Below are 26,566 nucleotides of genomic sequence, written 5' to 3'. Positions count from 1 at the left end.
CACATCAAGAGGGAGGAATGCTCTTTGAATAGAGAGCTGAAAGATATCAAATCGAACACGACTCATACCATTGTATCAAACAAGGGGTCAGCAGCTTACTGGACAGGCCATATGGTTGCAAATAAAGCATTCACATCTGCCGAAGAGTCGTTGGAGCATTTTCACTGGCGCAATGACCAGTATCCAGGATATATTGATTTGATGCCTGTGCATGGTCAGGATGGCAAAGTGGTACTTGATTATGGTTGTGGTCCCGGTAATGACGTTGTGGGCTTTGCAACGTATTCGAATGTAAAAAAACTTATTGCAGCTGATGTTTCGCCGACAGCACTTGAAGCTGCAAAAAGGAGGTTGCAATTACACAACAAAAATGCGGAATTTATGCAAGTAGATGAGAACAAGAATGATATTCCGTTGCCAGACAAGTCGGTCGACTACATTCATACATCGGGGGTACTGCATCATTGTGCTAATTTAGGTGCTATATTGAACGAACTTCACCGCATATTGAAAGATGATGGCCAAATTTCAGTGATGGTCTATAATTACTCAAGTATATGGGTTCACTTATACGTGGCATATATTCTTCAAATTCAACAAGGAAAATTTAAAGAAAAATCTATAATTGAAGCTTTTCGACGTTCGACAGATGGAGAGAATTGTCCTATATCAAATTGTTACAAACCGGGTGATTTTATTTCTCTGATGCGTTCGCATGGATTCGAGGGAAAACTTAAAGGAGCAGCGATTTCGAAGACAGAAATGAAGTATATCGGAAAGCGCTTGGAGGCAACTGAGGATCGGCGTTTAGCTGAAGAACACAGGGTGTTTTTATCTGAGTTGACATTTAATGAAAAAGGGATTCCTTTGCATAATGGAGTTGTGGCAGGGATTGATGCGTGCTATCAATTGGAAAAACAATCCCTTGAGAAGACCGACGGAGGAGAGACATAATGTGCAGCATTGCGGGAGTAAAAAACATCACGAACAACCCCGTCCCAAACAATCAAGAAATCATCAGGGTCATGAACACTCTTCTACGCCACCGAGGACCCGACGGTTCTGGTGAATGGGTACATAAGAACGGCTCTATCGCTTTAGGCCATAACCGCCTGAGCATCATTGACCTTTCTCCCGAAGCTGCACAGCCGATGACCGATGGTCATGGGAACTGGATTGTATACAACGGTGAAATATATAATTATCAGGAGTTGCGTAGAGAGCTCGGGGAAGAACTTTTTCGCACGGCTTCTGATACAGAGGTGATTCTCCGAGCTTATGAAAGATGGGGAGAGTCTTGTATAAATCGCTTCAGAGGAATGTTTTCCTTCGCCCTCTGGGATGAGAGGAAGCAGGTGCTCTTTTGTGCACGCGACCGATTTGGAATCAAACCTTTTTACTATACGATAGTGGACAATGTGCTGTACTTTGCTTCTGAAATCAAGGCCCTTCTTCCTTTCGTACCAGATATAGAAACGGACGTGGAGGGATTAAAGGATTACTTGACTTTCCAGTTCTGCCTTGAAGGAAAAACGCTCTTTAATGGAATACGAGAATTGCCCCCCGCCCACCAATTGAGAGTAAGGGATGGAAATTTAAGGATAGATCGTTACTGGGAAGTGTATTATAATCTGGACTTCGACCATACTGAGAAATATTTTATGGAACGGCTTACTGAGTTGCTCACCGAAACAGTGACCCTTCACATGAAAAGCGATGTTCCTGTGGGAGCCTACATCTCTGGAGGGCTGGATTCAAGCACCATTGCATCTTTGGCTGCTCACCTGATTCCAGAAAATCGAATGATGGGTTTTAACGGTCGCTTTAGCGAGTATGGCGAGTCTTTTGATGAAAGTCCTTACGCAGAAACCCTTGCAGAGCACTGCGGTTTCGACCTAAAAGTGCGTGATATTAAATGTGCTGATTTTCTTGAACACATCCAAAAAGTCATCTATCATCTCGACTATCCCGTTGCAGGGCCAGGCGTTCTGCCACAGTTTCTTGTATCTCAGGAAGCTTCCCAGTACCGGAAGGTTGTTTTAGGAGGACAAGGGGGAGACGAAATATTCGGTGGCTACACTCGCTACTTGGTGGCCTATTTTGAACAGTGTATCAAAGGAGCCATCGAAGGCACTATGAACAGCCCGAGTTTTGTACTCACCTATGAGTCCATCATACCCAACCTGACGGCTTTAAATGATTACAAACCTATGCTAAAAAAGTTTTGGAGGGAAGGACTCTTTGATGAGATGGACAAAAGATACTTTAGACTGGTCAACAGAGCGCCTGACTTGAGAGAAGAAATCCGCTGGGAAGAGCTGGGTGAGTATTCTCCATACGAAACATTTCGCTCTATTTTTAAAGGAAAAAACGTGGGGAAAGAATCTTACTTGGACCAGATGACACATTTTGATTTCAAGACACTGCTTCCTGCCCTCCTACAGGTGGAAGATCGAATGTCAATGGCATGGGGAGTGGAATCGCGGGTCCCATTTTTAGATCATCCGCTTGTGGAGTTGGTGGCCACCATGCCGGCAAACATTAAAATTAAGGATGGCCGCATGAAACATATACTGCACCAGGTTGCCAGGCCCCATCTGCCGAAAAAAATAACAGAACGCACAGATAAGAAGGGCTTTCCCACGCCATTCACCCAGTGGATGAAAGGAGAAGCAAGAGATTTTGTGCAAGATACTTTTTCTTCATCAAAAGCACTTACGCGTCGCTTTGTAGATAACAAAAAAGTGCTTGATTTGCTGGATGGAGAACTGGAGTTTGGCCGGAATATCTGGGGGCTTCTTTGCCTGGAACTCTGGCAGCAGGAATTTCATGATAAAAAGACACATTTTCGCTCTTTGATAGCGAAATGATAAGAGAAGATATGAAGGGATCGAAGAAATGGAGATGAATGCAATGAAAATACTTATTACAGGCGGTTGCGGTCAAATTGGATCGCACGTAGCCGAGATGCTTCTTGAACGGGGCGATCAGGTGCTAGTCATCGACAATCTGGCCACTGGAAGGAGAGAACATCTTAAAGAACATCCAAACCTTCAGGTGGTTATTGACACCATTGCAGATAATGGACTGGTGAACAGGGTGGTTTCGGACTTCGGGCCTGATATTGTCGTCCACACCGCTGCTTCATACAAAGATCCTGACGACTGGTACAACGACAGCCTGACCAACTGCGTTGGCGGTGCCAATATCATCCATGCAGCCAAAAACAATGGCGTTAAGCGCTTCATATATTTTCAGACAGCCCTATGCTACGGCGTCAAACCCTTAGAGCAGCCCATCACATTGGAGCATCCCAAATTCCCAGCTAATAGCAGCTACGCCATCACCAAAACAGCAAACGAGGATTTTCTGGAAATATCAGGCCTTGATTATGTGACGTTTCGATTAGCCAACGTAGTTGGACCCCGAAACGTCAGTGGTCCCCTGCCTATCTTTTACCAACGCCTGTCTGAGGGGAAACGCTGCTTTGTTACCAAGGCACGGCGGGATTTTGTTTTCGTAAAAGACTTGGCTCGCGCAGTGCTACAGGCGTGTGATGGCATCGGCCACGGAGCCTACCATTTTTCGTCTGGGAAAGACATCGCCATTGCAGAACTGTACGATGCCGTGGTGAAAGCCATGAATCTTACCGAGTATCCCGAACCAGAGGTGCGTGATTTGGGACCCGACGATGCCCCCTCAATCCTTTTAGACCCCACACGTACCTTCAAAGACTTTGGAGAGATCCAGTTCACCTCCTTGGCGACTACGGTTGGCGAAGCTGTGGCGTATTTCAGCCAATTTGGTGTCTCTGGAGGGTATACTCACCTGAAGCACGACGATAAAAAGTAAGGAGCGAACAACATGCGTATACTGATCACAGGAGGAGCTGGGTGTTTGGGTTCAAATATGGTGGAACATTGGCTTCCTGCCGGGCATGAAATCCTGGTTATTGACAACTTTGCCACAGGGAAGCAGGAAGTGCTCTCAGAAGTACCTGGTTTAACCATCACTGAAGGCAGTATTGCTGACGAAAGGCTGATGACCCACTCTTTTGACTCTTTTGAGCCGGAAATAGTTGTTCACAGTGCTGCTGCGTACAAAGACCCGTTAGACTGGCAGGAGGATGTCGCTACAAATGTAACGGGAGCTATTTTGGTGGCTAGGGAATCTCTTCGAAAAGGGGTTAAGCGTATCATCAACTTTCAGACAGCTCTTTGCTACGGGCGACCCCATAGCATTCCAGTACCCATTGACCATCCCACTGCGCCATTTACCAGTTACGGCATATCCAAAACTGCTGGCGAAGCTTATTTGATGAGTTCAGGCCTGCCAGTTATCTCCCTGCGCATGGCAAATATCTGCGGTCCCCGGTTAGCCATTGGACCTATTCCCACTTTTTACCAGCGCCTCAAAAACGGCCAGAACTGTTTTTGTAGTGACACTATCCGGGATTTTCTAGACATGAGCGATTTTCTTGCCCTGATGGATAAACTGCTGGAACCTGAGGATCTACCCACAGGCGTGTACAATGTTTCAACAGGAGAAGGTCACAGCATTCAAGACATCTACAACGTCGTCAGCCAGCACCTGGGAATAGAACCACCAGAAGTCCCTATCCTGCCACCTGGAGAGGACGATGTTTCTGTAATGGTGCTGGATCCCACGCATACTGAGAAAATATTAAGATGGAAAGCTAAGGTTACTTTTGAGGATACCATCAATAACCAACTAAAATGGTATGATGCTTACGGCATAACAGATGTTTATAGCCATCTGCAACAGCCAACAGATAAGGAGAAATAACGATGTCCTTGGGATTTTCCAATAGCACGATACTAGTGGTGGGGGGGGCAGGATTTGTGGGAAGCAATCTCTGCCATTTCTTGCTGGAAGACGAAAACGTAGCAGCCCTCATTATTGTGGACAACTTGCTTTCTTCCGATATGTGCAATCTGCCAGATGATCCCCGGGTTACATTTCTTCATGGATCTATCACCGACAACAGAATTTTATCCCACTTGCCCCGGGACATTCAGTACGTGTTTCATTTGGCGTGTTACCATGGCAATCAGTCCTCCATCGCAGACCCCTTTGCAGATCATGAAAATAACACACTAACTTCCCTCAAACTGTTTGACACCCTGAAAGACTTTCCATCCCTTCGAAAAGTGGTCTACGCCGCTGCTGGTTGTGCTGTTGCAGAGAAAACTTTTGATGAAGCAAAATCAACCACAGAGGAAGCACCCGTCTCCCTTTATCATGACAGCCCTTACTCCATTTCCAAGCTCATTGGAGAGCTGTATGGGAACTACTACTTCCAGCATTATGGACTGCCACTGGTAAAGGCTCGTTTTCAGAATGTTTATGGGCCTCGGGAAATACTGGGAGCCGGCCGTTGGCGGGGAACAGCTCACACCGTATGGCGCAACGTAGTGCCTACCTTCGTCTGGAAATCATTGCACAGCGAGGCGCTGCCTCTGGATAACGGAGGAAATGCTAGCCGGGACTTTATTTTTGTGGAAGACATGGCCAGAGGTCTAATTGCCTGCGCCCTTAAAGGTGAGCCGGGAGAAGTATATAATCTGGCATCAGGAGAAGAAACGACCATCTGGGATCTGGCTCATATGATCAATGAACTCGCTGGTAATAAGACACCCGTTGATCTGCTGCCGCCCCGGGATTGGGATCGATCCGGCAAACGATTTGGATCCACAGAGAAAGCAAAAGAAAAACTGGGTTTTAAAACGCAAATATCCATCCCGGAAGGACTTGAAAAAACACTACTGTGGACTATTCGGGAAAAAGAACACATCCTGCGAACTATGCGGACCCACAGTTATTTTGTGCCGGAAGTGGATAAGTATATAACGGACAGGTCAAAACGAGGTGAAGCGGATGACCGATAAGCTAAATATCTTGATACTTCACCGCATGGGGGATCCGAGAATCTGGCGTTCAGCCGTGCGAGATATCGAATACAGCTTACCCGATTATGCACCTGAACACCATTACATTGTTCATAACGCAGCCCTTCCACTACCCGAGTTTGTGAAAGAAATCGATTTTCACGCCATTGTTTTGGGGCCAACATTTTTATGTAATCGACATCACTATGCGTTGCTCGATAAAACACTGAAAGAATACCAGTTCATAAAATACTCTAAAGCTTTCAAGATTGCGATGCCTCAGGATGATTATGATGGCAGTGCAATTCTTGAAAAATGGCTGATCGAATGGGACGTTGACTTGATATACACAGTTTGCCCAGAGCATTGGGATGTATTGTATCCTAACTTGGCAAATAAAAACAAGCTCAGAATGGGATATACGGCATATATATCAGGTGCGATGATCGAGCGATGCACTACTCCAAAGCCATTTGAGTTAAGAAAAATTGATGTAAGCTACCGTTCGAAGCAATCCTACTTGGGTTCCACGCGATATATCAAAGGTATTATTGGAAATGTTTTTCGGTCAAACATTCAAAAATATGACCTTGTGCTTGATATTTCTACGAATCCGAAAGACACGATTCATGGTGACCAATGGCTTGACTTTGTGGAAGATTCGAAATTTGTGTTGGGAAGTAATAGTGGGAGCAGTCTACTTGACCCAAAAGGCGTGATTCGATTTAAGGTGAATCACTATCTTTCTTCACATCCAGGAGCAAGTTTTGAAGATGTTAAAGATCATTGCTTTCAGCGAGAAGAGGGCAAATGGACTTTTACGGCTATTTCTCCACGCAATATTGAAGCAGCCCTTCTCGAAACAGTTCAAATATTAACCCCTGGAGATTACGGTGGTGTAATGCTGCCTGAAGAACATTATATTCCGATTGAACCAAACGGATCTAATATGAAAGATGTTGAAATGATGATGATGGATAAGGAAAAAATAAAAAAGATAGCTAAAACATGCAAAGAGACATTTCTTTCCATTAAAGAGTTGAGGTATGGATTTCATGCAGATGAAATAATTAGTGAAATATATGCAGGTATAAAAAGAAAAGGGCTTTCTGAAACAGATACTCAATTGATGAATCGATACGTAAAGAAATACGACCAATTCAAGACAAAAGAACTTGCACTCCTGTGGCCTACGCGTCGATTCCAAATGAATATTGAAAGAATTACCAAGTCTTTAGGAAAAGATACTTTGAGCAATATGTTTAGGTGGTAGGCGGGAAAATGGGAGGTGAGTATAAGTGATAGAGAGCAGCATAAAGAGTCGGATACTTGTGATAAAGTCTGTCAGTTTTAAAGAATTGGATATAGCTTTAGAGCATGTTAAAAATGAACAACCTGATCATGAGATAGAGTTATTACTTCATGCACCTTCGGTTCTTTTAGATGAAGTATATCCGTTTATAAATCGATTTCATTTCTACATTGAAGAAGGAAAGATTGAAAAGAAATACCTGCCATCAGAAGTTAAGAAAACCAGGTATGACGAAGTTGTTGTGCCTGTAAATAAACGCTTTGGAAGAGGTTTTTATAATGTACTCCTTGCTGCAAAATCGATTGAAGCAGAAAGGATCATCATGTATGAAATAGGCAAAGACACTGCTAAAAAGACTATTGTGCACAGAAAGCATGAAGTTTTTTTGTTTAGCATGAAGTTGATCTCGTACACAATTGGAGGAATTGTTTTAATAATTCTAAGTCCTCTGATCGTACTAACTTTGATAGTTGGGATACTTGCATATGTTGCATATATCATTTATAGCTATATCAAAATCACAAGAATGCAATCACCGCGTACGTAAACAATCAACTCACAAATACTGGATGGGAGTAAAGACATGATCAAATTTGCCTTAATAGGCTGCGGAAGAATATCAAAAAATCACATAGAAGCTATTGAAAAATATCAAAACCGCGCACGGATCGTAGCAGTATGTGACACTATTCTTCAACGTGCTGAATCAGCAGCAGAAAGAACCGGTGCCGTCTCATACACAAGCTATGAAGAACTGCTAAAAAGAGAAGACTTGGATGCAGTCATTCTATCTACTCCCAGTGGACTTCACCCCAAACAGGGAATCATGGCGGCTGAGAAGGGCTTGCATGTGGTATCGGAAAAACCCATGGCAACCAGCCTGAAAATGGCAGATGCATTGATTGATGTCTGTGATCAGAATAGGGTTAAGCTTTTTGTGGTCAAACAAAACCGCCTTAATTCAACACTTCAGCTTCTCAAAAGAGCGGTTGACAAAGACCGTTTTGGACGCATCTATATGGCGTGTGTCAACGTCTTTTGGACAAGGCCCCAGGAATACTATGATCAGGCCAAATGGCGGGGCACCTGGGAATTTGATGGAGGAGCATTCCTTAACCAGGCAAGTCATTATGTGGATATGATGGAATGGCTGTTGGGTCCTGTTGAAAGTGTCATGGCCTACACAGCCACTATGGCCCGTAGAATCGAAACTGAAGATACGGGGGTGGCAGCCCTTCGTTTCCGAAATGGTGCATTGGGCAACATGAACGTGACCATGCTCACCCATCCTAAAAACTATGAAGGGTCCATCACTATTTTGGGGGAAAAAGGCACTGTGAAAATAGGAGGCATAGCAGTTAACAAAATTGAGCATTGGGAGTTTGAAGAGTACGATGACGACGACAAACTCATTCAAACAACAGATTATTTGCCGCCGAATGTGTATGGGTTTGGTCACACGGGCTATTATCAAAACGTGCTGGATGTCCTTGAAAATGGGGAGGAACCCAATACAGACGGAAGAGAAGGAAGAAAATCGCTGGAGATCATCTTGGCCATATACAAATCAGCCCGTGAAGGAAAGAGCATTCCGCTACCCTTGGATTGAAGGGAAGCATCATGTGTGAGAGGTGAAAGAGATGAACTACTTTGTCCACGAATCCAGTTATGTGGATCAGCCGTGTACCATTGGAGAAGGAACCAAGATATGGCACTTTTGTCATGTGATGGAAAATGCAGTGATTGGCAATCAATGTAACATTGGTCAAAACGTGGTTATTTTACCAGGGGTTAAGCTGGGGAACAATGTCAAAATTCAAAACAACGTCTCTGTGTATACCGGAGTGGAGTGTGAAGATGACGTGTTTTTGGGTCCTTCCATGGTTTTTACCAATGTCATCAATCCTCGAAGTCACATTAACCGTTGGGGAGAGTATCAGAAAACAGTGGTCAAAAAAGGTGCCAGTATAGGGGCCAATGCAACGGTGGTTTGTGGTGTCACCATAGGCAGCTATGCTTTTATTGGTGCTGGGGCAGTGGTAACAAAAGATGTGCCTGATTATGGACTTGTTTATGGCAATCCGGCCAAGCTGATGGGATGGGTTTGTCAGTGTGGAGAGAAGTTGAAGCACACCTGCATTTGTAATGAATGTGGTTCCGAGTTCATGATTGAGGACAACCATTGCAAGGAGCTGGGCAGGGATTTATAATTTTGGGTTAAAATGCAACCCTTAATACAGGTGGACAACAAGAAAGATTGACACTGGTTAGTGGGAAAGACTGATGTAGAAGAAGGGACGGGAAGCATGGAATTTCGCGACTTGAAACAGCAATATACCAAATATCAGCGGGAAATCAATGCCGCAATTCAGAGAGTGCTGGACCGCGGTGTCTTTATTGGCGGGGAAGAGGTAGAAGAACTGGAAAAGAACCTGGCTGCTTATGTGGGCGTGAAGCATTGCATCTCCTGTGCCAATGGAACAGAAGCCATGACCTTAGTGCTCATGGCCTGGAACATTGGACCAGGAGATGCTGTTTTTGTGCCGGACTTCACTTTTTTTTCAACAGCAGAAGTAGTTGCTTTTCTTGGTGCCACACCCATCTTTGTGGATGTGAAATGGGAAACATTCAACATGGACCCTTACCGACTAAAAGAGGCCATCGAAAAAGTTATTCAAGAAAAAAAACTGACACCTAAAGCAGTAATTCCAGTGGATCTTTTTGGACTGCCTGCAGAACATGAAGCCATTAGAATCATTGCCAAAGAATATGCCCTTAAGGTGTTGGAAGACGGTGCCCAGGGTTTCGGGGGGAGGATTGGAGAGAAAAAAGCCGGAAGCTTCGGTGATGCCGCCACCACCTCTTTTTTTCCGGCAAAGCCCTTGGGTTGCTATGGGGATGGCGGTGCCATTTTTACCAAGGATGACAAGCTGTCACAACAGTTACACTCTTTAAAGGTTCATGGAAAAGGTGACGATAAATATGATAATGTGAGAATTGGAGTAAACTCAAGGCTGGATACTCTCCAGGCAGCCATTTTACAAGTGAAGTTGAATGCTTTTGCTGACCATGAACTGGAGGCTGTCAAAAAGGTGGGCGAATGGTATGCAGCATTGCTGAAAGACATGGTTGAGATACCGGTTATTCCTGTAGATTATGGATCCAGTTATGCCCAGTACACCATTAAGTTGAAATCAAGGCAGCAGCGGGATCATCTGCAACAATTTTTGAAAGGAGCAGGTATTCCTGCAATGATCTACTATCAAAAACCACTTCATCAGCAGACCGCCTTTTCGGTACTGAACGAGGGAGATGGTGGATTTGAAATGAGCAACAGGCTTAGTCAGGTGGTGCTTTCTCTGCCCATACATCCATATTTGCTAAAAACAGAAGTTGAATTCATTGCAGACAAAATCAGTGAATATTTGAAGCAGGAGGCGAAGCATGAATAAAGACTACACAACACGGTTTCAGGAAAAGGACATTAGTGTGGGGATCATTGGATTGGGTTATGTGGGCCTACCGCTGGCAGTAGCCTTTGCCTCAGCCGAATGTCGCGTCATTGGTCTTGACTGTGACAACGAAAAAGTGACGATGTTGATGGATAAGAGAGAAAGCTATTTGCTGCACATCGCCAATGAAACCATCGAACAGATGGTGAATAATGGTTATTTTCGTGCGACCACGGATTTGTCAGAGGTGGAAGAAGTAGATGTCATCATTCTGTGTCTTCCCACCCCGCTAAATAAATATCATGAACCTGATTTGTCTTATATTACAGATACGTTGCAAGAAATTGCACCTTTTCTCAAAAAAGGTCAGCTTTTAAGCCTTGAGAGTACCACGTATCCCGGCACCACAGAAGAACTGATCCAACCTATTATTGAGGCCAAAGGGTTCCGTGTGGGAGAGGATTTTTTCCTTGTCTATTCTCCAGAAAGAGAGGATCCGGGCAATGAACATTTTACCACTGCTACCATCCCCAAAGTGATTGGAGGCGTGACAACCACCTGTCTTGAAATGGGAAAGCGTATCTATGGAAGAATCATTGAGAAATTGGTACCCGTTAGCACGGTAAAAGCAGCAGAACTCACCAAGCTTCTGGAAAACATCTATCGGGCAGTCAATATTGGACTGGTGAATGAGATGAAAATAGTGGCTGATCGAAGGGGTATTGATATTTGGGAAGTGATCGAAGCAGCAGCTACAAAACCTTTTGGGTTTAACGCCTTTTATCCTGGACCGGGATGGGGTGGGCACTGCATTCCCATTGATCCTTTCTATTTGACATGGAAGGCGAAGGAGTATGGCGTGAATACTGATTTTATTGAGTTGGCAGGACGGGTGAATACCCAGATGCCGGCGTGGGTAGTGGAAAAGGTGACAGATGCTCTGAACCAGCACCATAAATCTGTCAATGGATCAAAAATATTAATCTTGGGACTGGCGTACAAGAAGAATATCAGTGATACCAGAGAGTCTCCTTCAGTCAAAATTATGGAACTGCTTCGTCAAAAGGGCGCAGAAATTGCCTATGCAGATCCCTATGTAAAGTCGTTCCCGGTGATGCGAGATCATCAATTTGATTTGAAGTCCACAGAACTTACGCCTAATAAACTTGCAGAAATGGACTGTGTGGTTTTATGCACTGATCATGATTGTTTTGATTATGAGATGATTTTGGAACATGCATGTTTGCTCGTCGATACAAGAGGAATTTATCGAAAAAGAAATGCTATCGTAATGAATGCATAGATGAATAAGAAAGATGCGAATATCATTTTGAAAAGCAATGGACCCAACATGCGATACTAATTGACAGGTTTAAGATGGGGTGTGAAAATGAAGGATGTTTTACTTTACGGCGCTTCAACACTTGGACAGGCAGCACAAAAATATATCGACAAGACAAAGTTCAATGTGGTTGGGTTTATAGACTCTGATTCTAAGAAGCACGGTACTTATATAGATGGGCTGATGATCAGATCCATTGACAAGATCGAAGAAATCAGAAGCAAACCAGATATTATTCTTACAAGTCAGCATGCTGAGGAAATACTAAGAGAGGTGAGAAATAGAAAGATAACAAACAAGGCATATGTATTCGAATGCAATATGAACTTTTACAATCCGGATAGATTTTCTTATAGGATCACGGATACATCTAAATTAGAGATAAAGATAAAAATCAATGATATCATTAAGCAAGCTATGATCTTGATAGAAAAAGGTGACAATGATGAAGCTGGAAAAATTCTTGACAAACAGATTCAACAATTGATACATCCAGATATATTATTGTTGAGAGCCAACCTAAGTAATAGCATAGAAGAAAGGATTAAATATATAAACGATGCAATGGATTTATTTCATTTGGAAAGAATTTCATTGAGCTCTGATGATTCTAAGATGACATCTTTTGATAAACTAAAAGCAAGTGATGAGAGTCTGATATTCTGCAAAACAAACGAAGCCGATATTGAAGTAAGTAAAGTGACAGTGCTTTTCCCGGTATATAACGCTGAAGATACAATCGAAACAGCGCTAAGATCTATTATGAATCAAACATGGAATAATATTGAAATCCTTGTTGTGGATGACTGCAGCGAAGACCATTCAGTGAGCATCATAAAAAGACTCTCCAAGATAGATGGGCGGATTACATTAATTGAACTTAAAAAAAATCAAGGAACATACGTGGCACTTAACGAGGGCCTATTAAATGCAACAGGTAAATATGTGACATGTCACGGCGCTGATGATTGGTCACACCCCCAAAAAATTGAATTGCAAGCAAACCATCTCATCAATAATCGGCAGGTTGTTGCAAACACTTCACAATCTGTCCGGACAAATAATGATTTAAGTTTCGGTAAGTTCAATGGAAAACCTATATTTCTTGAACAAAACACTTCTTCGCTCATGTTTGATAGAGAAATCGTCTTGAATGAGATTGGCTTTTGGGATAGTGTCAGATTTAGTGCAGATAGCGAAATGTTAAAACGACTAAGAAGCTCATTTAGAATAGATCAAATTGAAGATCTTGAAACGGGGCCTTTATCACTAACCCGAATTCTTGACACTTCGCTAACATGCCGCACCAACATTGGGTTAGGTCATAAAACAGGAATAAAATCTCAAGCAAGAGTGGAATATCATGAAAGTTATACAAACTATCACTTTAAAGGACAAAGCTTAAAGTATGAGTATCCAATAAGGACTCGTAAGTTTAATGTCCCGCAAATACTCTTGCCCGAAAACGACAACTTAGACTTGGATATCGTATTAATATCGGACTTTACTAAAGAAGGTACAATTAATGTGAAATTACTACAAAAATTCAGTGGGAAAGGCGAGAAAAAACTCAACATAGGGCTTGTTCAATCAACACCCTATGGATTGTTAAATGGGCTTAGAAAAATCTCGAATGAAATCCGGGATTTTATGAATAGTTATCGGAACTATAGAATGGTGGTAAAAGGAGAAGTTGTCAGGACGAAGATTTGCATTATTGCAGATATCCCTGACAAAGCGATATTCGCCGAGATGCGTCCAGAAATAGTAACGCATAAGACAATTATACTTGAAAATAAAAATTGTATTTGTGATGATCTGAACGAGCAGATGCTCTCTTAATGAAACATGCTATAAATAAATCGGAAAGTTTAAGGAGAATAAGTAAGGAGAGAATATTCATGAATTCATTAAAGAAGATTGATTTCTTTGCTTGGGAAAGGCAGTATTTTGATCACTTATTACCCGTGTGGGAAAAAATACCTGATGATAGAAAAGGAATATTTTACATGGCTTGTTCAGTTAATGAGATCTACAAGAATATCATTGAAAATAAAAAAATGGCAGTTAAAAGCAGACAGAGCATTGAAGAAATGGTAAAAGAGATTAATTTGCCTAATGAAAAGCAAAATATGTTAATCATGGCTGATAATAATGCAAAATATGTTGGCAAAATAGAACGCTGCATGGTTAGACTTGCTCATGGCTGTGGACAAACCTTCATAACTAATGATCCATATTATGAACTGATGCAAAAATTTAGCTTAATACTTGTTCCAAATGAATACGCTCAAAATTTTTTTCAAAATTATTTTCCGGAAAAATCGATTGAGATTGTCGGCTGCCCAAAACTGGACAAATGGTCTCGAGAACTTAAAAGAAGCAATGGCAAACCACCACATATTGTGTTTTCTTTTCATTTCGATAGAGATTTCGTTCCAGAAACAAAAACGACATGGCCATATTATAAAGAGAAAGTGTTTGAGTTGAGTAAAAGCTTAGACTGGAAAGTATCGGTGCATGGTCATCCCAAAATTTATGACCAAATATCTCTGGAATGCCAAGAAGAAGGTATCAATACAATAATGCACTTTGAAGAAGTCATCGAAACAGCGGACTTATATGTTTGTGATTACAGTTCAACTATTTATGAATTTGCATATACGGGCAGACCGGTAGTACTATTAAACGCACCATGGTATCGGAGAGATGTTGAACATGGAATTCGTTTCTGGGAATTCAGTAATGTGGGAATTAATTGCGATGAACCAGCAGATTTAAAGAGCTGCATTGAACAAGCGCTGATTGATCGAATGGAAATACAAGTGGACAGGGAAAAAGCAGTTAAAAAAGTATATTCTTTTATTGATGGGAGTGCTTCAGAAAAAGCGGCTACAGCCATTCTTGCTTACGAAAGCAGATTAGATATACCCGCTGAAGATGTTAATACAAAGTATCCAGGAATAAAAGAGATAATGTACGCACAATTATTTGAAAAAGGGATTAGAGATGTGGTTGTTTATGGTGCGGGCGAACAAACAAAAAGGCTAATTGCAACTAAAGCTTTGGGAGCTTTCAATGTGCACGCGATTCTCGATCGGGATATGGCAAAGGTTGGCAGATCACTTGAAGCTTACAAAATCATACATCCTGATATTATAAAAGAGTATGAGGGCATCGACGCAGTTATTATTAGCTCTTTAAGCTTTGAGGAGGAGATGCATGAAAATGTCAAGGAAAGTGGATTTGATAAGATTATATATTGCATCTTTAAAGATAATCCTTTATATAAACAGGACATATTTTGCGAACTATATCTGTAGTTGAGTTCTAAATTATACAATAGCAAATGGAAGCTGTGCAAGGACAATAGATAAAAAATACCAATAAAGGAATGAGTAGTTCTATGAAAAGAGTTATTACATACGGAACATTCGACTTATTCCATGAAGGCCATCGTCGTTTGCTGGAAAGGGCCCGAAACTTGGGAGAGTATTTGATTGTAGGAGTCACGACTGAAGGATACGATGATAGCCGTGGAAAATTAAATGTACGAGAGAGTCTGATCAAGAGGATAGAGCATGTGAAGGAAAGTGGATTGGCTGATGAGATAATCATCGAAGAATATGAAGGTCAAAAGATCAATGACATTCAAAAGCACAGTATTGATATCTTCGCGATTGGTTCAGATTGGAAAGGAAAGTTTGACTACCTTAATGAATATTGTACGGTTGTTTATCTTGAACGCACCAAGGGCATCTCAAGTTCTCAAATACGAGCAGCCTCCAATGGTGTTATTCGGATGGGAGTTGTTGGCTACGGTCGTATAGCAAATAGATTTGTTCCGGAAGCACGCTTCGTGAGTGGTGTTAATATTGAAGGTGTTTTCGGGCCAAGTGTTTCTAAAATGGAAAACTTCATTAAACATCATCAACTTTCATTTGCTGATAAGGATTTCAACTCATTCCTACACAAAGTAGACGCTATCTATATTGCATCACCGCATTTATCACACTATGAATACACCATGAAAGCATTAGAGCAGCAAAAACATGTTTTGTGTGAAAAGCCGATGGTACTGAGGAGACATGAAGCAGAAAAACTATTTAGTGTTGCCAAGCAAAACGGATGCTTACTACTAGAAGGAATAAAAACTGCATATGCTCCAGGGTTTAATCGAATGATTGCTTTAGCCAAAAGTGGAGCCATAGGCGATATTAAAAGCATAGAAGCAACGTTTACAAAGCTGGCTGAAGAAAACTCTCGAGAATTGAAACGAGATAGTGCAGGAGGAAGTATCTCTGAGTTGGCATCATATCCACTTTTGGCGGTGGTTAAGCTGTTGGGAGAAAAATATATTGAGTTTGATCAGTTTAGTTATATAGACTCAATTACAGGTATTGATTTATTTAACAAAATAAATATTAGGTATAAGGATGCAATAGCTACTGTTAAAGTAGCTTTAGGGGTAAAATCTGAAGGTGATTTAGTGATTAGTGGAACAAAAGGGTACGTATATGTGCCTGCGCCCTGGTGGAAAACAGAGTATTTTGAAACTCGATTTGAAAATCCAACCAACAATCGAAAATATTACCAAGCATTTGCTGGGGAAGGTCTTCGATATGAACTATCTGAGTTTGTTTCGCTGGTTCAAAGGGATCTGCTGAGCACATACAAGCTATCGGAAAGTGATTCGATATGGATTGCAGACGTAATAGAAAAGCTAAGAGAAGGAAAATGTCGGAAACTCATTTAGTCTAAGTAAATAGCTCTATACACATATGCCATTCCTTTCAAAAAGTGAAAAGGGAGCATAAGTGATAATGAATGCGGGAGAAAAACATGATAAAATTGATCCGAAAATTACGAAAAGAGTACTCTGGCTTTCGAAGTAAATATGTTGTCGAGGTAAGGCGCCAGCATGAATATATAACCAACCGATATTATGCACATCTGATTGATCCGTTTTTCACGAAATTCTTCTATGATCTTGGGTTTCATCCCAATGTGGTGACGATGCTTTCCGGCACACTGGGGGTTTCAGCAGGTCTTTTGATTACACAGGATCACTTGATGGTAGCTGCATTGTTACTGCAGCTACATTACTTATTGGATGGAGCAGACGGAAATCTGGCGCGATTAACCAATCAATGCACCACCTTCGGTGCGTGGCTGGATCGCATTTTTGACAAGGTGGTCCAGTCGACACTTATTCTCGCCATTGCTTATGCAGCGGATCTTCCCTGGCCAATCAAAGCCGTATTCCTGAGCACGTTTTATTTTGATATCTTGATAGTCCATAAAGTGATTTTACCATACATGAGGAAGCATCCGCTGGTAAGAGCACCCTGGAAGCAGTGGTTTATGGACCGGGGGCTAATGCCTGCCTTTGATATTTTCCTAATTTATGTGATCACTTCAATATGCCTGTTATTCCAAAATGTGGAGGTTTTAGTAGGGATTATTATTGTGGGTAAAAACCTTGACTGGTCCTATCGACTTTACGAATGCTATAAAACCAGCCAACTAAAAGTGGCGGCACATCCTGAAGAGGACGGAGTGGTTTCAAAATGAAAAATAAGTTTTTGGAGTGGGGGAAAACCTACATCATTGCTGAAATGTCTGCCAATCATGGTGGTGACTTTCAGGCAGCCCGGGACATTCTCTATGCAGCGAAAGAAGCAGGCGCAGATGCCATTAAACTGCAAACCTATACCCCTGATACCATGACCATCGACAGTGATGGCAAGTGTTTTCAGATCAACAGTGGCCTATGGGAGGGGGAAAATCTATACAACTTGTATAAAAAAGCCCAAACTCCTTGGGATTGGCAGGGAAAACTTAAGGAAGAGGCATTATCCCTGGGCCTTGATTTTCTGTCTACACCTTTTGATGAAAGCGCGGTTGACTTTCTGGAAAGCATTGGGGTGGATATGTATAAGGTGGCATCCCTTGAGCTAACAGATTTGCCACTGGTGGAGTACATCGCGAGGCTTCAAAAACCGATGATCATTTCCACAGGAATGGGGACGCTGGAGGAAATTGAAGAAGCAGTTGATACGGTACGTCAACAGGGAAATGACCAGATTTGTCTGCTGAAGTGCACCAGCGCCTACCCCTCTCCGCTGACAGATATGAACCTGAAAACCATTCCTGACCTGAGTCGTCGGTTCCAGGTTGAAGTCGGTTTGTCAGATCATTCATTGGGAGCTGTGGCACCTATGGTGGCTGTTTCCCTGGGAGCACGCGTGATCGAAAAACATTTTTGTCTGGACCGAAACATACCCACTCCTGATGCTGCCTTTTCATTGGAACCCCATGAGTTTGCCCATATGGTCAGGAGCATTCGTGATGTAGAAGCAGCGCTGGGAAGCGTTACCTATGAAAGCAAAGAAAGTGAAAAAGTAAGCCTCAGCCATCGCCGCTCTATTTTTGTGGTCAGAAAAATTGAGCAGGGGGAAGTTTTTACCAGAGAAAATTTGCGAATTATTCGACCGGCAGATGGGTTGGCACCCAAGCATCTCAAAGAAGTGCTCGGCCACAATGCAACTGAAGCTATTGAACCTGGCACCCCCTTATCCTGGTCTCATCTTGAACATGAAGAAAGGGTGAAGTAATGTTGCTGGCAAATGAAATGATACGTTTGCGGGTTATGGAAGAGCAGGATATCCAGCACATATGCAGCTGGCATAATGATTACGCCACCACCCGGATGACCACCCTCTCCACATTTATACCAAGAACCCTGGACGAAGAGCTGAATTGGTTCAGACGAAAACTGGCAGATGAAACCTGTCGTTACTTTATGATCGAGGAGCTGGATACTGGCCAAACCATAGGCTTTATTTCCTATTCAGGTTTGGACTATAGAAATCGCAAGGTGCTGCTATCTGTTGTCATAGGCGATTGTTCTTATAGAGGAAAAGGAATGGCTGCCCAGGCGCTGCAGCTGATGGAATCATTTGCGGAAAATGAGCTGAACGTTCGCAAGATTACCGTGCAGATCCTAGCTTTCAACGAACCGTCTCTTCGTCTGTTTAGCAGACAGGGCTATACCATTGAAGGGGAGTTGAAGAAAGAAATTTACAGAGAAGGGGCCTATCATGATCTGGTGATTCTAAGTAAATTTATTGAAGGGTCCTGCTGATATGATGATGCGTACACACCTTCACACACTCCAAGATCAGATTTCGTCATCAGAAACTGCACTTGTCAACAGATGGGGGCTGGTGCAACATCATCCGGTGATGAAACTGGCTTATGAGGATCACGAAAGAATGATACTTCAACGTATCGTCTGTCTCGATGCCGACGGAGCAACACGTGGCGTATTACCCTTTGTTCGATTTTGTCATGAATATGGTGATGTCATACATTCGTTGCCTTTTCTGGGCTATGGTGGACCTGTTGTCGATGAGCATGATCAAGAAGACACTTTGAACAGGTTAATCATCCATCTCGTTGAATACGCAACTGCTGAAAATATCCTCACCATCACTCTTTGCCTGCCTCCTTTTACGAGTCATTCAGGGCTCATCGAAAGCATCCTGCAGCCGGATTATACCCTTCAAAATTTTTTCCAGTATATCGATCTAAAACAGCCTTTCCAACAGTCCATGGGTGGGCTGCAACGACGGAAACGAACAAGAAACATGAGGATAGCCGGACAGCAGGGGATCATCGTGACACAGGATCACCGGGAGACCTCATTGAAATATTGGTATGAACACATTTATCTCCCAAGACTGACGAAAACAGGGGGTGCCATTTACCCCTGGCAGGTGTTCAAAGCACTGGGAAAAGCGGCGGAACAACACCGGGTATTGATTCAGTATGCTATGAAAGAGGATCAGATGATTGGCGGCGGCATCTATCTAAAACAGCCATGCTCTCTGGATAACTACATGCGCGTGGTATCAGATGAGGGCTTGACCATGGGAGCCGGCATCTTGCTGGACTGGAGCAGCCTTGAGTACGCTCAAAATGAAAAATATGATTATTATAACTGGCAGTCCTGTGATGCTGTGGGATCAGATATTTATCGATATAAAGAGTCCTGGGGATCCCAGATAGCCTATCATCAGTATATGACAAAGGTAACAGGCTGTCTTGAAACGCTTAAAGAAAAAGGCCTGCAAAGCATCAAAGAGGCATATGCCGGCGTTTTTGTCATTCCTTTTAGTGAACTTAAATAAGCTGATGCTGCTGTGAAAGGAGTTGCTTGAATGAATTTGTGTATTGTACAAGCGCGAATGGGTTCCAATCGCTTGCCGGGAAAAGTCATGAAAGAACTAAATGATATTCCCATGATTCTCTATACTTTGAATCGGCTGAAGCGCTCAAATTTCATTGATTGTCTGGTGTTGGCAACTTCCACACTGCCTGAAGATGACGTGTTGGCAGAAAGGGTTCAACGGGAAGGGTTTGAAGTTTTCAGGGGACATGGAGCCAATGTGTTGAAAAGATATGCTGACTGCTGTAGAGAGTATGGCGGCACTATTGTGGTTCGTGTGACCGGAGACTGCCCTCTGATAGATCCTTCAATGATCGACTATGCGCTTCTCTACCGAAGAATGCATGATCTTGACTATGCCAGCACACAGTCGATTCGAGGTCTTGATACAGAGGTAATGACAGCAGCAGCACTCTTTCTGGCAGAAGAGAAAGCAGATGAAGATAAATATACTGAACACGTGACATCCTATATGTATACACATCCGCGTCTCTTTAAAGTTGGACATGCACCATTGGGGGAAGCTTATCAGAAGCCATACCGCTTATGCGTTGACGAAGAAGCTGACTTTGAAGTGGTGAAACGTGTAATATCAGCGCTTGGAGAGATGCATTGCAGTGACTTGGAAGTGATTCGATACCTTGATGCTCATCCGGATCTTGCCAGCTATAACAGGCATGTGAAGCAAAAGAAGCTGGGAGAGTAGAAAGTTCGACTAGATGGTTGATGGTTGCAAAGGCAATCCGTACAAGATTGTACCCCCGTATGAACAATCAATAAAAGTTCATCAAAGAAAGTATATCAGTGATGGAGAAAGAAGTGGTGGGAATGAAGCAGGTTTGTTTTGTCACCGAAGCAAATGGATCCATCGGAATGGGGCACGTGACTCGATGTGCCGCTATGGCAGCGGCCTTCACCGAGAACAACTGCCAGGCATTGCTAATGACGGGGGCATGCGAGAATGATACGCTCAGCCAATCAATAGGTAAGATCTGGCCTGGACTTCATCAAACATATCCACTGGAAAAAGCCTATGGACAGGCGGGATGGAACCAGCAAAGGCATCATGAGCCGCTGCCAAAACTGGTGGCTATGCTAGAGGTCATGGAGGGAAAGCCCTCTGATCGGCTGGTTATACTCGACAGGTATGATTTATCGGAAGACTGGGTCGTGAAGCTACAAACAGTGGCAGGAAAAGTCGGGTATGTGGATGACTATCATCATCAAATTCATCAAGCCGATTTCGTTATAAACCATCAAGTGGGAGCAGAGAAAGAAAATCGGCCAGGTGGTTTCTATGGGGAGCTGCCTGTACCGATAAAACTTCTCGGAAGTCACTATGCGCTTCTCCGCAGTGAGTTTCGAGCTGTGCCACCGCGGAAAATCAGGCCTGTCGTCAGACACATATTGATAATGACGGGAGGCGGCAATCAGTTTGGGTGGCAAGAAAAGCTTCTTGCTTGGTCGCAAGAGATTCGACCACAACTGGAATCAATATCTCAGAAGACCATCACCCTGCATCTTTTGACAGGAGCAACGGGTCTTCTCTTTAAGCAATGGCAGGATGAAACCCAGCACCTTAACGACGTTATTGTTTACCCCAGACTGGAAAATCTGACACCGGTCATGAATTATATGGATTTGGCAGTAACCGCTGGTGGTGGAACCCTGTATGAGCTGGCGGCATGGGGCGTTCCGGCACTGTCGCTGATGATGGCAGAAAACCAGCGACACTTTGTGAATGTGCTGGAAGAAAACGGGGTGACACGTTCTCTTGGATGGCATGAAACATTGGACAGAAAGACGTATCAGCAGCGTTTGATGGAATCGGTTAGAGATACAGACTGGAGGCAGACGTGCAGCCGGCACATGCAACAGCTGGTAGATGGCAAAGGCCCTGATAGAATCGTAGAAGCACTGTTGGAATCAAGAGGGGTGGAAGTGTCATGATCTACACCAGGAACATCATTCCGCCTGAGAAACACCCCAGTGCCTCATCACCCATGCCCAGGAGCCTATGGCCATTACCTACCAGGGCCAGGTATACCTCACCTTCCGGGATTTTTGTTTCTGAAAAATGACAGGGCAAACGGGGATTTCTCTCTACCAACCGGAAGCACAATTGCTGCCCAGTCTGCTGGCTTTTTATTCAGGCAGTCCTTACGACGGAGGATATTCAGATCTGGTGGTGGACAATCACTTGTTGGTAGTTTGCTATGATGGCAATGAGGCAGGCGAACCGGGAATTGACGGGGCGCTCATTTCTCTCAAAACATAAGAAGTTGCGTTGACAGATCGTAAAGCACATTAATGAAGTGGGAATGAAAGAATGCTTATATTTATTACCGGATTAGCAGGGTTTATTTGATTTAACCTGGCAAACAGACTGATTAAAGAAGGGTGTTGCATCACAGACCTTGATGAAATCGATGATTAGCAAGTACTGATGAAAGATTTCGACAGCTTGTCAAATGTTATTGTGAGTATTATGATTTAAGGGAGCAGAATTGCTGACAATATGGTGAGTACGAGGAGGTGTCCAATGAAAATAACTGTTGTGGGAGCAGGCTATGTGGGATTGGCAAATGCAGTGCTATTGGCACAATACCACGAAGTTACCATTATCGACATACTGCAAACAAAAGTAGACTTAATTAATCAACTCAAGTCCCCCGTTATTGATACCGATTTAGAAATGTTTCTAAAGGAAAAATCATTGAACTTAAAAGCAACCACAGATTTTTTGACAGCATACCAAGAAGCAGAATATGTGGTTATTGCGACGCCGACGAATTATGATCCAGATGAAAACTATTTCGATACCAGATCAGTGGAGGCTGTGATTGCCAATGTACTATCGATTAACCCCATGGCTGTGATCGTTATTAAGTCGACAGTACCAGTGGGTTATACAAGAGCAGTCAATGAAAAGTTCAACACAGATAACATTCTTTTTTCTCCGGAATTTCTTAGAGAAGGCTGTGCCCTGAGAGACAATCTATATCCTTCGAGAATTGTTGTGGGAGAGCATTCTGAACGGGCTAAAGTGTTTGCTGAACTACTGCGGGAAGGCGCTATATATAAAGAAGCTCCCATTCTTTATACTGATCCAACTGAGGCTGAGGCCATCAAGCTTTTTGCCAATACATACCTGGCTTTACGGGTTGCTTTTTTTAATGAACTTGATTCCTATGCAGAAGTAAGAAGTCTTGACAGCAGACAAATCATCGAAGGAATTAGTCTTGATCCGCGTATTGGAAATCATTACAACAATCCATCTTTTGGCTATGGAGGTTATTGCCTGCCGAAAGACACGAAACAGTTATTGGCAAACTATGCAGATGTGCCTCAAAATATTATGTCAGCCATCGTGGATGCCAATCGTACTCGAAAAGATCATATTGCAGATATGATTACCAGAAGGAAACCTAAAGTCGTGGGTATTTATCGATTGACGATGAAGACAGAATCTGACAACTTTCGGCAGTCAGCTATCCAAGGAGTCATGAAGAGGATCAAAGCAAAAGGAATTGAGGTATTGGTGTATGAACCATCGCTGAAAGGTGAAGAATTTTACAGATCCAAGGTTGTTAAAGACTTGGTAGCATTCAAAAAAATGAGTCACATTATTGTTGCAAACAGAATGGATGATAATTTAAAAGATGTTGCCGATAAAGTGTATACCCGTGACCTTTTTCAAAGAGATTAAATGAATAAGATAGCAAAAGTGATCATTCATAGTTTATGCGATGCCTAAAGGAGCTGACCACATTGAATATACTTGTCACCGGCGGAGCCGGGTTTATCGGACGATGGGTGGTGAAAAAACTGTTGGAGGAACAGCACAGGGTATGGGTGCTGGATGATTTTTCCAACGGACGAAAAGAAAACCTGGCGGAGTTTCAGGGTCATCCTCTGTTGATATCAGTGACTGAAGGGGACATCAAAGACCGTTCATTACTGGAAAGTCTTTTTGAAAATAGCTTCCACCGATGCTATCACCTGGGGGCCAGCATTAACGTGCAAGACAGCATCGACGATCCCCAAACCACCTTCGACAACGATGTGGTGGGCACCTTCAATGTGCTGGAATGCTGTCGAAAATGGAAAACACCCCTGGTTTTCATGAGCACCTGCATGGTGTATGATCAAGCCTCCCGCCCGGAGGGCATCAGCGAAACAGATCCCATCAAACCCGTTTCTCCCTACGCCGGCAGTAAGATTGCCGGAGAAAACATGGTGCTCTCCTATTGGCATGCCTATGGACTGCCCACAGTGGTGGTGCGTCCCTTTAACACCTACGGCCCCTTCCAAAAAACCGGAGGCGAAGGCGGTGTGGTGGCTATTTTCATTAAACGCCACCTGGCGGGTGAAGCGCTGCACATTTATGGTGACGGTACCCAGACACGGGATTTGCTTTTTGTAGAAGACTGCGCCGATTTTGTGGTGAATGCCGGCATGTCGGATCAGGTATACGGAGAAATTCTCAATGCCGGTCTTGGTCGGGATATCACCATCAATGACCTGGCAGCCATGATTGAACCACAGGCAGACAGGATACAACATGTTCCCCATATCCATCCCCAGAGTGAAATTGCAAAGCTGCTGTGCAATCATGAAAAAGCCAGCCGCCTGCTGAGATGGCACCCCCAGGTGACACTTGAAGAAGGGATCTCCCGTACTAGGGAATGGATTCGACAAAACCCTTCCCTGGTGTAGCGTGAGGTAGCGTGTAACGGCAACAAGATCCCACCCATTATCTGCAAAACAGGGAGCATGAAGAACAGCTACATCAGAAAAGAAGCAGTGCAGTGAATATGGTATGATACACAGCATGTATCAGGAGGAATCCTTTATGAAATCATCAATTGAAAGCCCGCTGGCCATTCACGGTGGTCAACCGGTGCGCAGCCAGTTACTGCCATATGGCAAGCAGTGGATTACCCCCGAAGACGAGGCAGTGGTGCACGCAGCATTGCAAAGTGACTACCTGACCACAGGCCCCTCGGTGGAGGCTTTTGAAAAAGCGCTGGCAGAAAAAACTGGAGCAGCTTATGCCGTCAGCGTATCCAACGGCACAGCCGCCCTCCATGCGGCCTGTCATGCAGCGGGAATCGGCCCGGGAGATGAAGTGATTACCACCCCCATCACCTTTGCGGCCTCTGCCAATGCCGTGCTGTATCAGGGAGGCACCCCGGTGTTTGCCGACATTGATCCCCTCACCTGGAACATTGACCCGACAGCCATTGAAAAAGCCATCACCCCCCGCACCAAAGCCATTATTCCGGTGGATTTCACTGGTCAGCCAGCCAATATGGAGGCCATGATGGCCATTGCCGAAAAGCATGGCCTGATAGTCATTGAAGACGCCGCCCATTCTTTGGGCGGGTCATGGAAGGGAACCCCCGTAGGATGCCTGGCCCATATGACCACCTGCAGCTTTCATCCGGTGAAACTGATTACCACCGGAGAAGGCGGCGCGGTGGTTACCAGTGATGCGCAGCTGGCTGAAAAATTAAGGCTGTTCCGCAGTCATGGGATCACCAAGGCGGCAGAGCAAAGTGGCACAGGTGAAGGTTTGGAAGAGGCTCATGGCCCTTGGTACCAGGCCCAAAGGCTTTTAGGCTACAATTACCGCCTCACCGACCTGCAAAGTGCTCTGGGAATCAGCCAACTGAAAAAAATCCACTTGTTTCTGGAACGACGGCAGCAGCTGGCGGCCTTTTATCAGCAGGCGTTTTTGCCATTGGAAGCTCTTCAGCTTCCTCACCTTTCTCCAGAAGCGATCTCTGCCTGGCATTTATACGTCATTCGGCTGAGAGGAAAAAACACCATGGACCGGCGCCGATGGTTCTTTGATGCCCTTCGGGCAGAAAATATTGGTGTGAACGTGCATTACCTGCCGGTGTACTGGCATCCTTATTACCAGCAACTGGGCTATCAGAAGGGGATTTGCCCCCAGGCAGAAGCCTATTATGAATCCTGCATCACGCTGCCTCTCTACCCCGCCATGTCAGATGAAGATGCCAGTGATGTGGTGACAGCGGTGAAAAAGGTGCTGGCCTACGAAGGCAAGTGAAAGCAATGAAAGGCAAGAAAACAAAGAAATATGAAAGAAAGAAATGAAGAAGCAAATGAATAAGGGAACAAAGAAGTAGTGAAGCAAAAAGAATAAAGCATCAGGTTCAACAGGTTCAATGGAGGCACCATTAAAAACAGGGAAAATGACCTAAAGTAGAAGCATTGGAGTGACGATACTCTTCATGAAAGGCAATTGTTAACGTCGATCATGTCGTTTAAGTCAACCAGGTTCCATTA

The 26,566-nt window shown here is 43.6% G+C and carries 24 protein-coding genes; all 24 read left to right on the top strand.

Translation table 11 applies throughout. The features are described from left to right. Positions 1–24: 24 nt before the first annotated feature. The 24 genes from AAIG11_RS10015 (at position 25) to pseC (ending at position 26,327) form a co-directional block, all read left to right on the top strand. A complete protein-coding gene (locus AAIG11_RS10015) occupies positions 25–954 on the top strand; it encodes a class I SAM-dependent methyltransferase (RefSeq protein ID WP_343186112.1) in 930 nt (309 codons plus the stop codon). Beyond that, on the top strand, positions 954–2,870 hold the full coding sequence (gene asnB, locus AAIG11_RS10010; protein ID WP_343186111.1) for an asparagine synthase (glutamine-hydrolyzing): 1,917 nt from the start codon (positions 954–956) through the stop codon (positions 2,868–2,870). The genes AAIG11_RS10015 and asnB overlap by 1 nt, the downstream gene beginning before the upstream one ends. Before the next feature lie 43 nt (positions 2,871–2,913). Then, positions 2,914–3,852, top strand: a complete 939-nt coding sequence (locus AAIG11_RS10005; protein ID WP_343186110.1) for an NAD-dependent epimerase/dehydratase family protein — start codon at positions 2,914–2,916, stop codon at positions 3,850–3,852. A gap of 12 nt (positions 3,853–3,864) precedes the next feature. Beyond that, positions 3,865–4,806: an NAD-dependent epimerase/dehydratase family protein gene (locus AAIG11_RS10000; RefSeq protein WP_343186109.1), complete on the top strand. Its 942-nt coding sequence runs from the start codon at positions 3,865–3,867 to the stop codon at positions 4,804–4,806. A gap of 2 nt (positions 4,807–4,808) precedes the next feature. Beyond that, a complete protein-coding gene (locus AAIG11_RS09995; RefSeq protein WP_343186108.1) occupies positions 4,809–5,909 on the top strand; it encodes an NAD-dependent epimerase/dehydratase family protein in 1,101 nt (366 codons plus the stop codon). After that, a complete protein-coding gene (locus AAIG11_RS09990) occupies positions 5,899–7,182 on the top strand; it encodes a hypothetical protein (RefSeq protein WP_343186107.1) in 1,284 nt (427 codons plus the stop codon). Before AAIG11_RS09995 ends, AAIG11_RS09990 begins: the two co-directional genes overlap by 11 nt. 25 nt (positions 7,183–7,207) lie before the next feature. Beyond that, positions 7,208–7,768, top strand: a complete 561-nt coding sequence (locus AAIG11_RS09985; RefSeq protein WP_343186106.1) for a hypothetical protein — start codon at positions 7,208–7,210, stop codon at positions 7,766–7,768. Positions 7,769–7,804: 36 nt separating this feature from the next. Further along, the gene (locus tag AAIG11_RS09980) at positions 7,805–8,830 is read left to right on the top strand and encodes a Gfo/Idh/MocA family protein (protein WP_343186105.1); all 1,026 of its coding nucleotides are present in this window, start codon (positions 7,805–7,807) and stop codon (positions 8,828–8,830) included. Between the two features lie 31 nt (positions 8,831–8,861). Beyond that, positions 8,862–9,431: an acyltransferase gene (locus AAIG11_RS09975; RefSeq protein WP_343186104.1), complete on the top strand. Its 570-nt coding sequence runs from the start codon at positions 8,862–8,864 to the stop codon at positions 9,429–9,431. Positions 9,432–9,491: 60 nt separating this feature from the next. Beyond that, positions 9,492–10,673 (top strand): DegT/DnrJ/EryC1/StrS family aminotransferase, encoded by a 1,182-nt coding sequence (locus AAIG11_RS09970; RefSeq protein WP_343186103.1) that lies wholly within the window; start codon positions 9,492–9,494, stop codon positions 10,671–10,673. After that, positions 10,666–11,976: a nucleotide sugar dehydrogenase gene (locus tag AAIG11_RS09965; protein ID WP_343186102.1), complete on the top strand. Its 1,311-nt coding sequence runs from the start codon at positions 10,666–10,668 to the stop codon at positions 11,974–11,976. The genes AAIG11_RS09970 and AAIG11_RS09965 overlap by 8 nt, the downstream gene beginning before the upstream one ends. Before the next feature lie 60 nt (positions 11,977–12,036). After that, positions 12,037–13,857 carry a glycosyltransferase gene (locus AAIG11_RS09960; RefSeq protein WP_343186101.1) on the top strand — a complete coding sequence of 607 codons (1,821 nt, stop codon included), beginning with the start codon at positions 12,037–12,039 and terminating at the stop codon, positions 13,855–13,857. Positions 13,858–13,916: 59 nt separating this feature from the next. After that, a complete protein-coding gene (locus tag AAIG11_RS09955) occupies positions 13,917–15,338 on the top strand; it encodes a CDP-glycerol glycerophosphotransferase family protein (protein ID WP_343186100.1) in 1,422 nt (473 codons plus the stop codon). 83 nt (positions 15,339–15,421) lie between these two features. Continuing rightward, positions 15,422–16,771, top strand: coding sequence for a Gfo/Idh/MocA family oxidoreductase (locus AAIG11_RS09950; protein WP_343186099.1), 1,350 nt, complete (start codon positions 15,422–15,424; stop codon positions 16,769–16,771). A gap of 86 nt (positions 16,772–16,857) precedes the next feature. Beyond that, positions 16,858–17,589, top strand: coding sequence for a CDP-alcohol phosphatidyltransferase family protein (locus AAIG11_RS09945; RefSeq protein ID WP_343186098.1), 732 nt, complete (start codon positions 16,858–16,860; stop codon positions 17,587–17,589). Then, positions 17,586–18,632 carry a pseudaminic acid synthase gene (gene pseI, locus AAIG11_RS09940; protein WP_343186097.1) on the top strand — a complete coding sequence of 349 codons (1,047 nt, stop codon included), beginning with the start codon at positions 17,586–17,588 and terminating at the stop codon, positions 18,630–18,632. The genes AAIG11_RS09945 and pseI overlap by 4 nt, the downstream gene beginning before the upstream one ends. 17 nt (positions 18,633–18,649) lie before the next feature. After that, a complete protein-coding gene (locus tag AAIG11_RS09935) occupies positions 18,650–19,162 on the top strand; it encodes a GNAT family N-acetyltransferase (RefSeq protein WP_343186096.1) in 513 nt (170 codons plus the stop codon). Positions 19,163–19,262: 100 nt separating this feature from the next. Next, positions 19,263–20,210 (top strand): GNAT family N-acetyltransferase, encoded by a 948-nt coding sequence (locus AAIG11_RS09930; protein WP_343186095.1) that lies wholly within the window; start codon positions 19,263–19,265, stop codon positions 20,208–20,210. 30 nt (positions 20,211–20,240) lie between these two features. Further along, positions 20,241–20,954, top strand: a complete 714-nt coding sequence (locus tag AAIG11_RS09925; protein ID WP_343186094.1) for a cytidylyltransferase domain-containing protein — start codon at positions 20,241–20,243, stop codon at positions 20,952–20,954. Positions 20,955–21,055: 101 nt separating this feature from the next. After that, entirely contained in the window at positions 21,056–22,198 is a 1,143-nt protein-coding gene (locus tag AAIG11_RS09920) for a PseG/SpsG family protein (RefSeq protein ID WP_343186093.1), read from the top strand. A 127-nt stretch (positions 22,199–22,325) separates the two neighbouring features. After that, on the top strand, positions 22,326–22,526 hold the full coding sequence (locus tag AAIG11_RS09915) for a hypothetical protein (protein ID WP_343186092.1): 201 nt from the start codon (positions 22,326–22,328) through the stop codon (positions 22,524–22,526). Between the two features lie 264 nt (positions 22,527–22,790). After that, entirely contained in the window at positions 22,791–23,957 is a 1,167-nt protein-coding gene (locus AAIG11_RS09910; RefSeq protein ID WP_343186091.1) for a nucleotide sugar dehydrogenase, read from the top strand. A gap of 62 nt (positions 23,958–24,019) precedes the next feature. Further along, the gene (locus AAIG11_RS09905) at positions 24,020–24,967 is read left to right on the top strand and encodes a dTDP-glucose 4,6-dehydratase (protein WP_343186090.1); all 948 of its coding nucleotides are present in this window, start codon (positions 24,020–24,022) and stop codon (positions 24,965–24,967) included. Between the two features lie 136 nt (positions 24,968–25,103). Further along, positions 25,104–26,327: a UDP-4-amino-4,6-dideoxy-N-acetyl-beta-L-altrosamine transaminase gene (gene pseC, locus AAIG11_RS09900; RefSeq protein ID WP_343186089.1), complete on the top strand. Its 1,224-nt coding sequence runs from the start codon at positions 25,104–25,106 to the stop codon at positions 26,325–26,327. The last annotated feature ends 239 nt before the right edge of the window (positions 26,328–26,566 follow it).

It is taken from the genome of Anoxynatronum sibiricum (genome assembly GCF_039414295.1).
GTDB lineage: Bacteria > Bacillota > Clostridia > Peptostreptococcales > Tindalliaceae > Anoxynatronum > Anoxynatronum sibiricum.
This window is presented reverse-complemented; position numbering and strand designations above follow the sequence as displayed.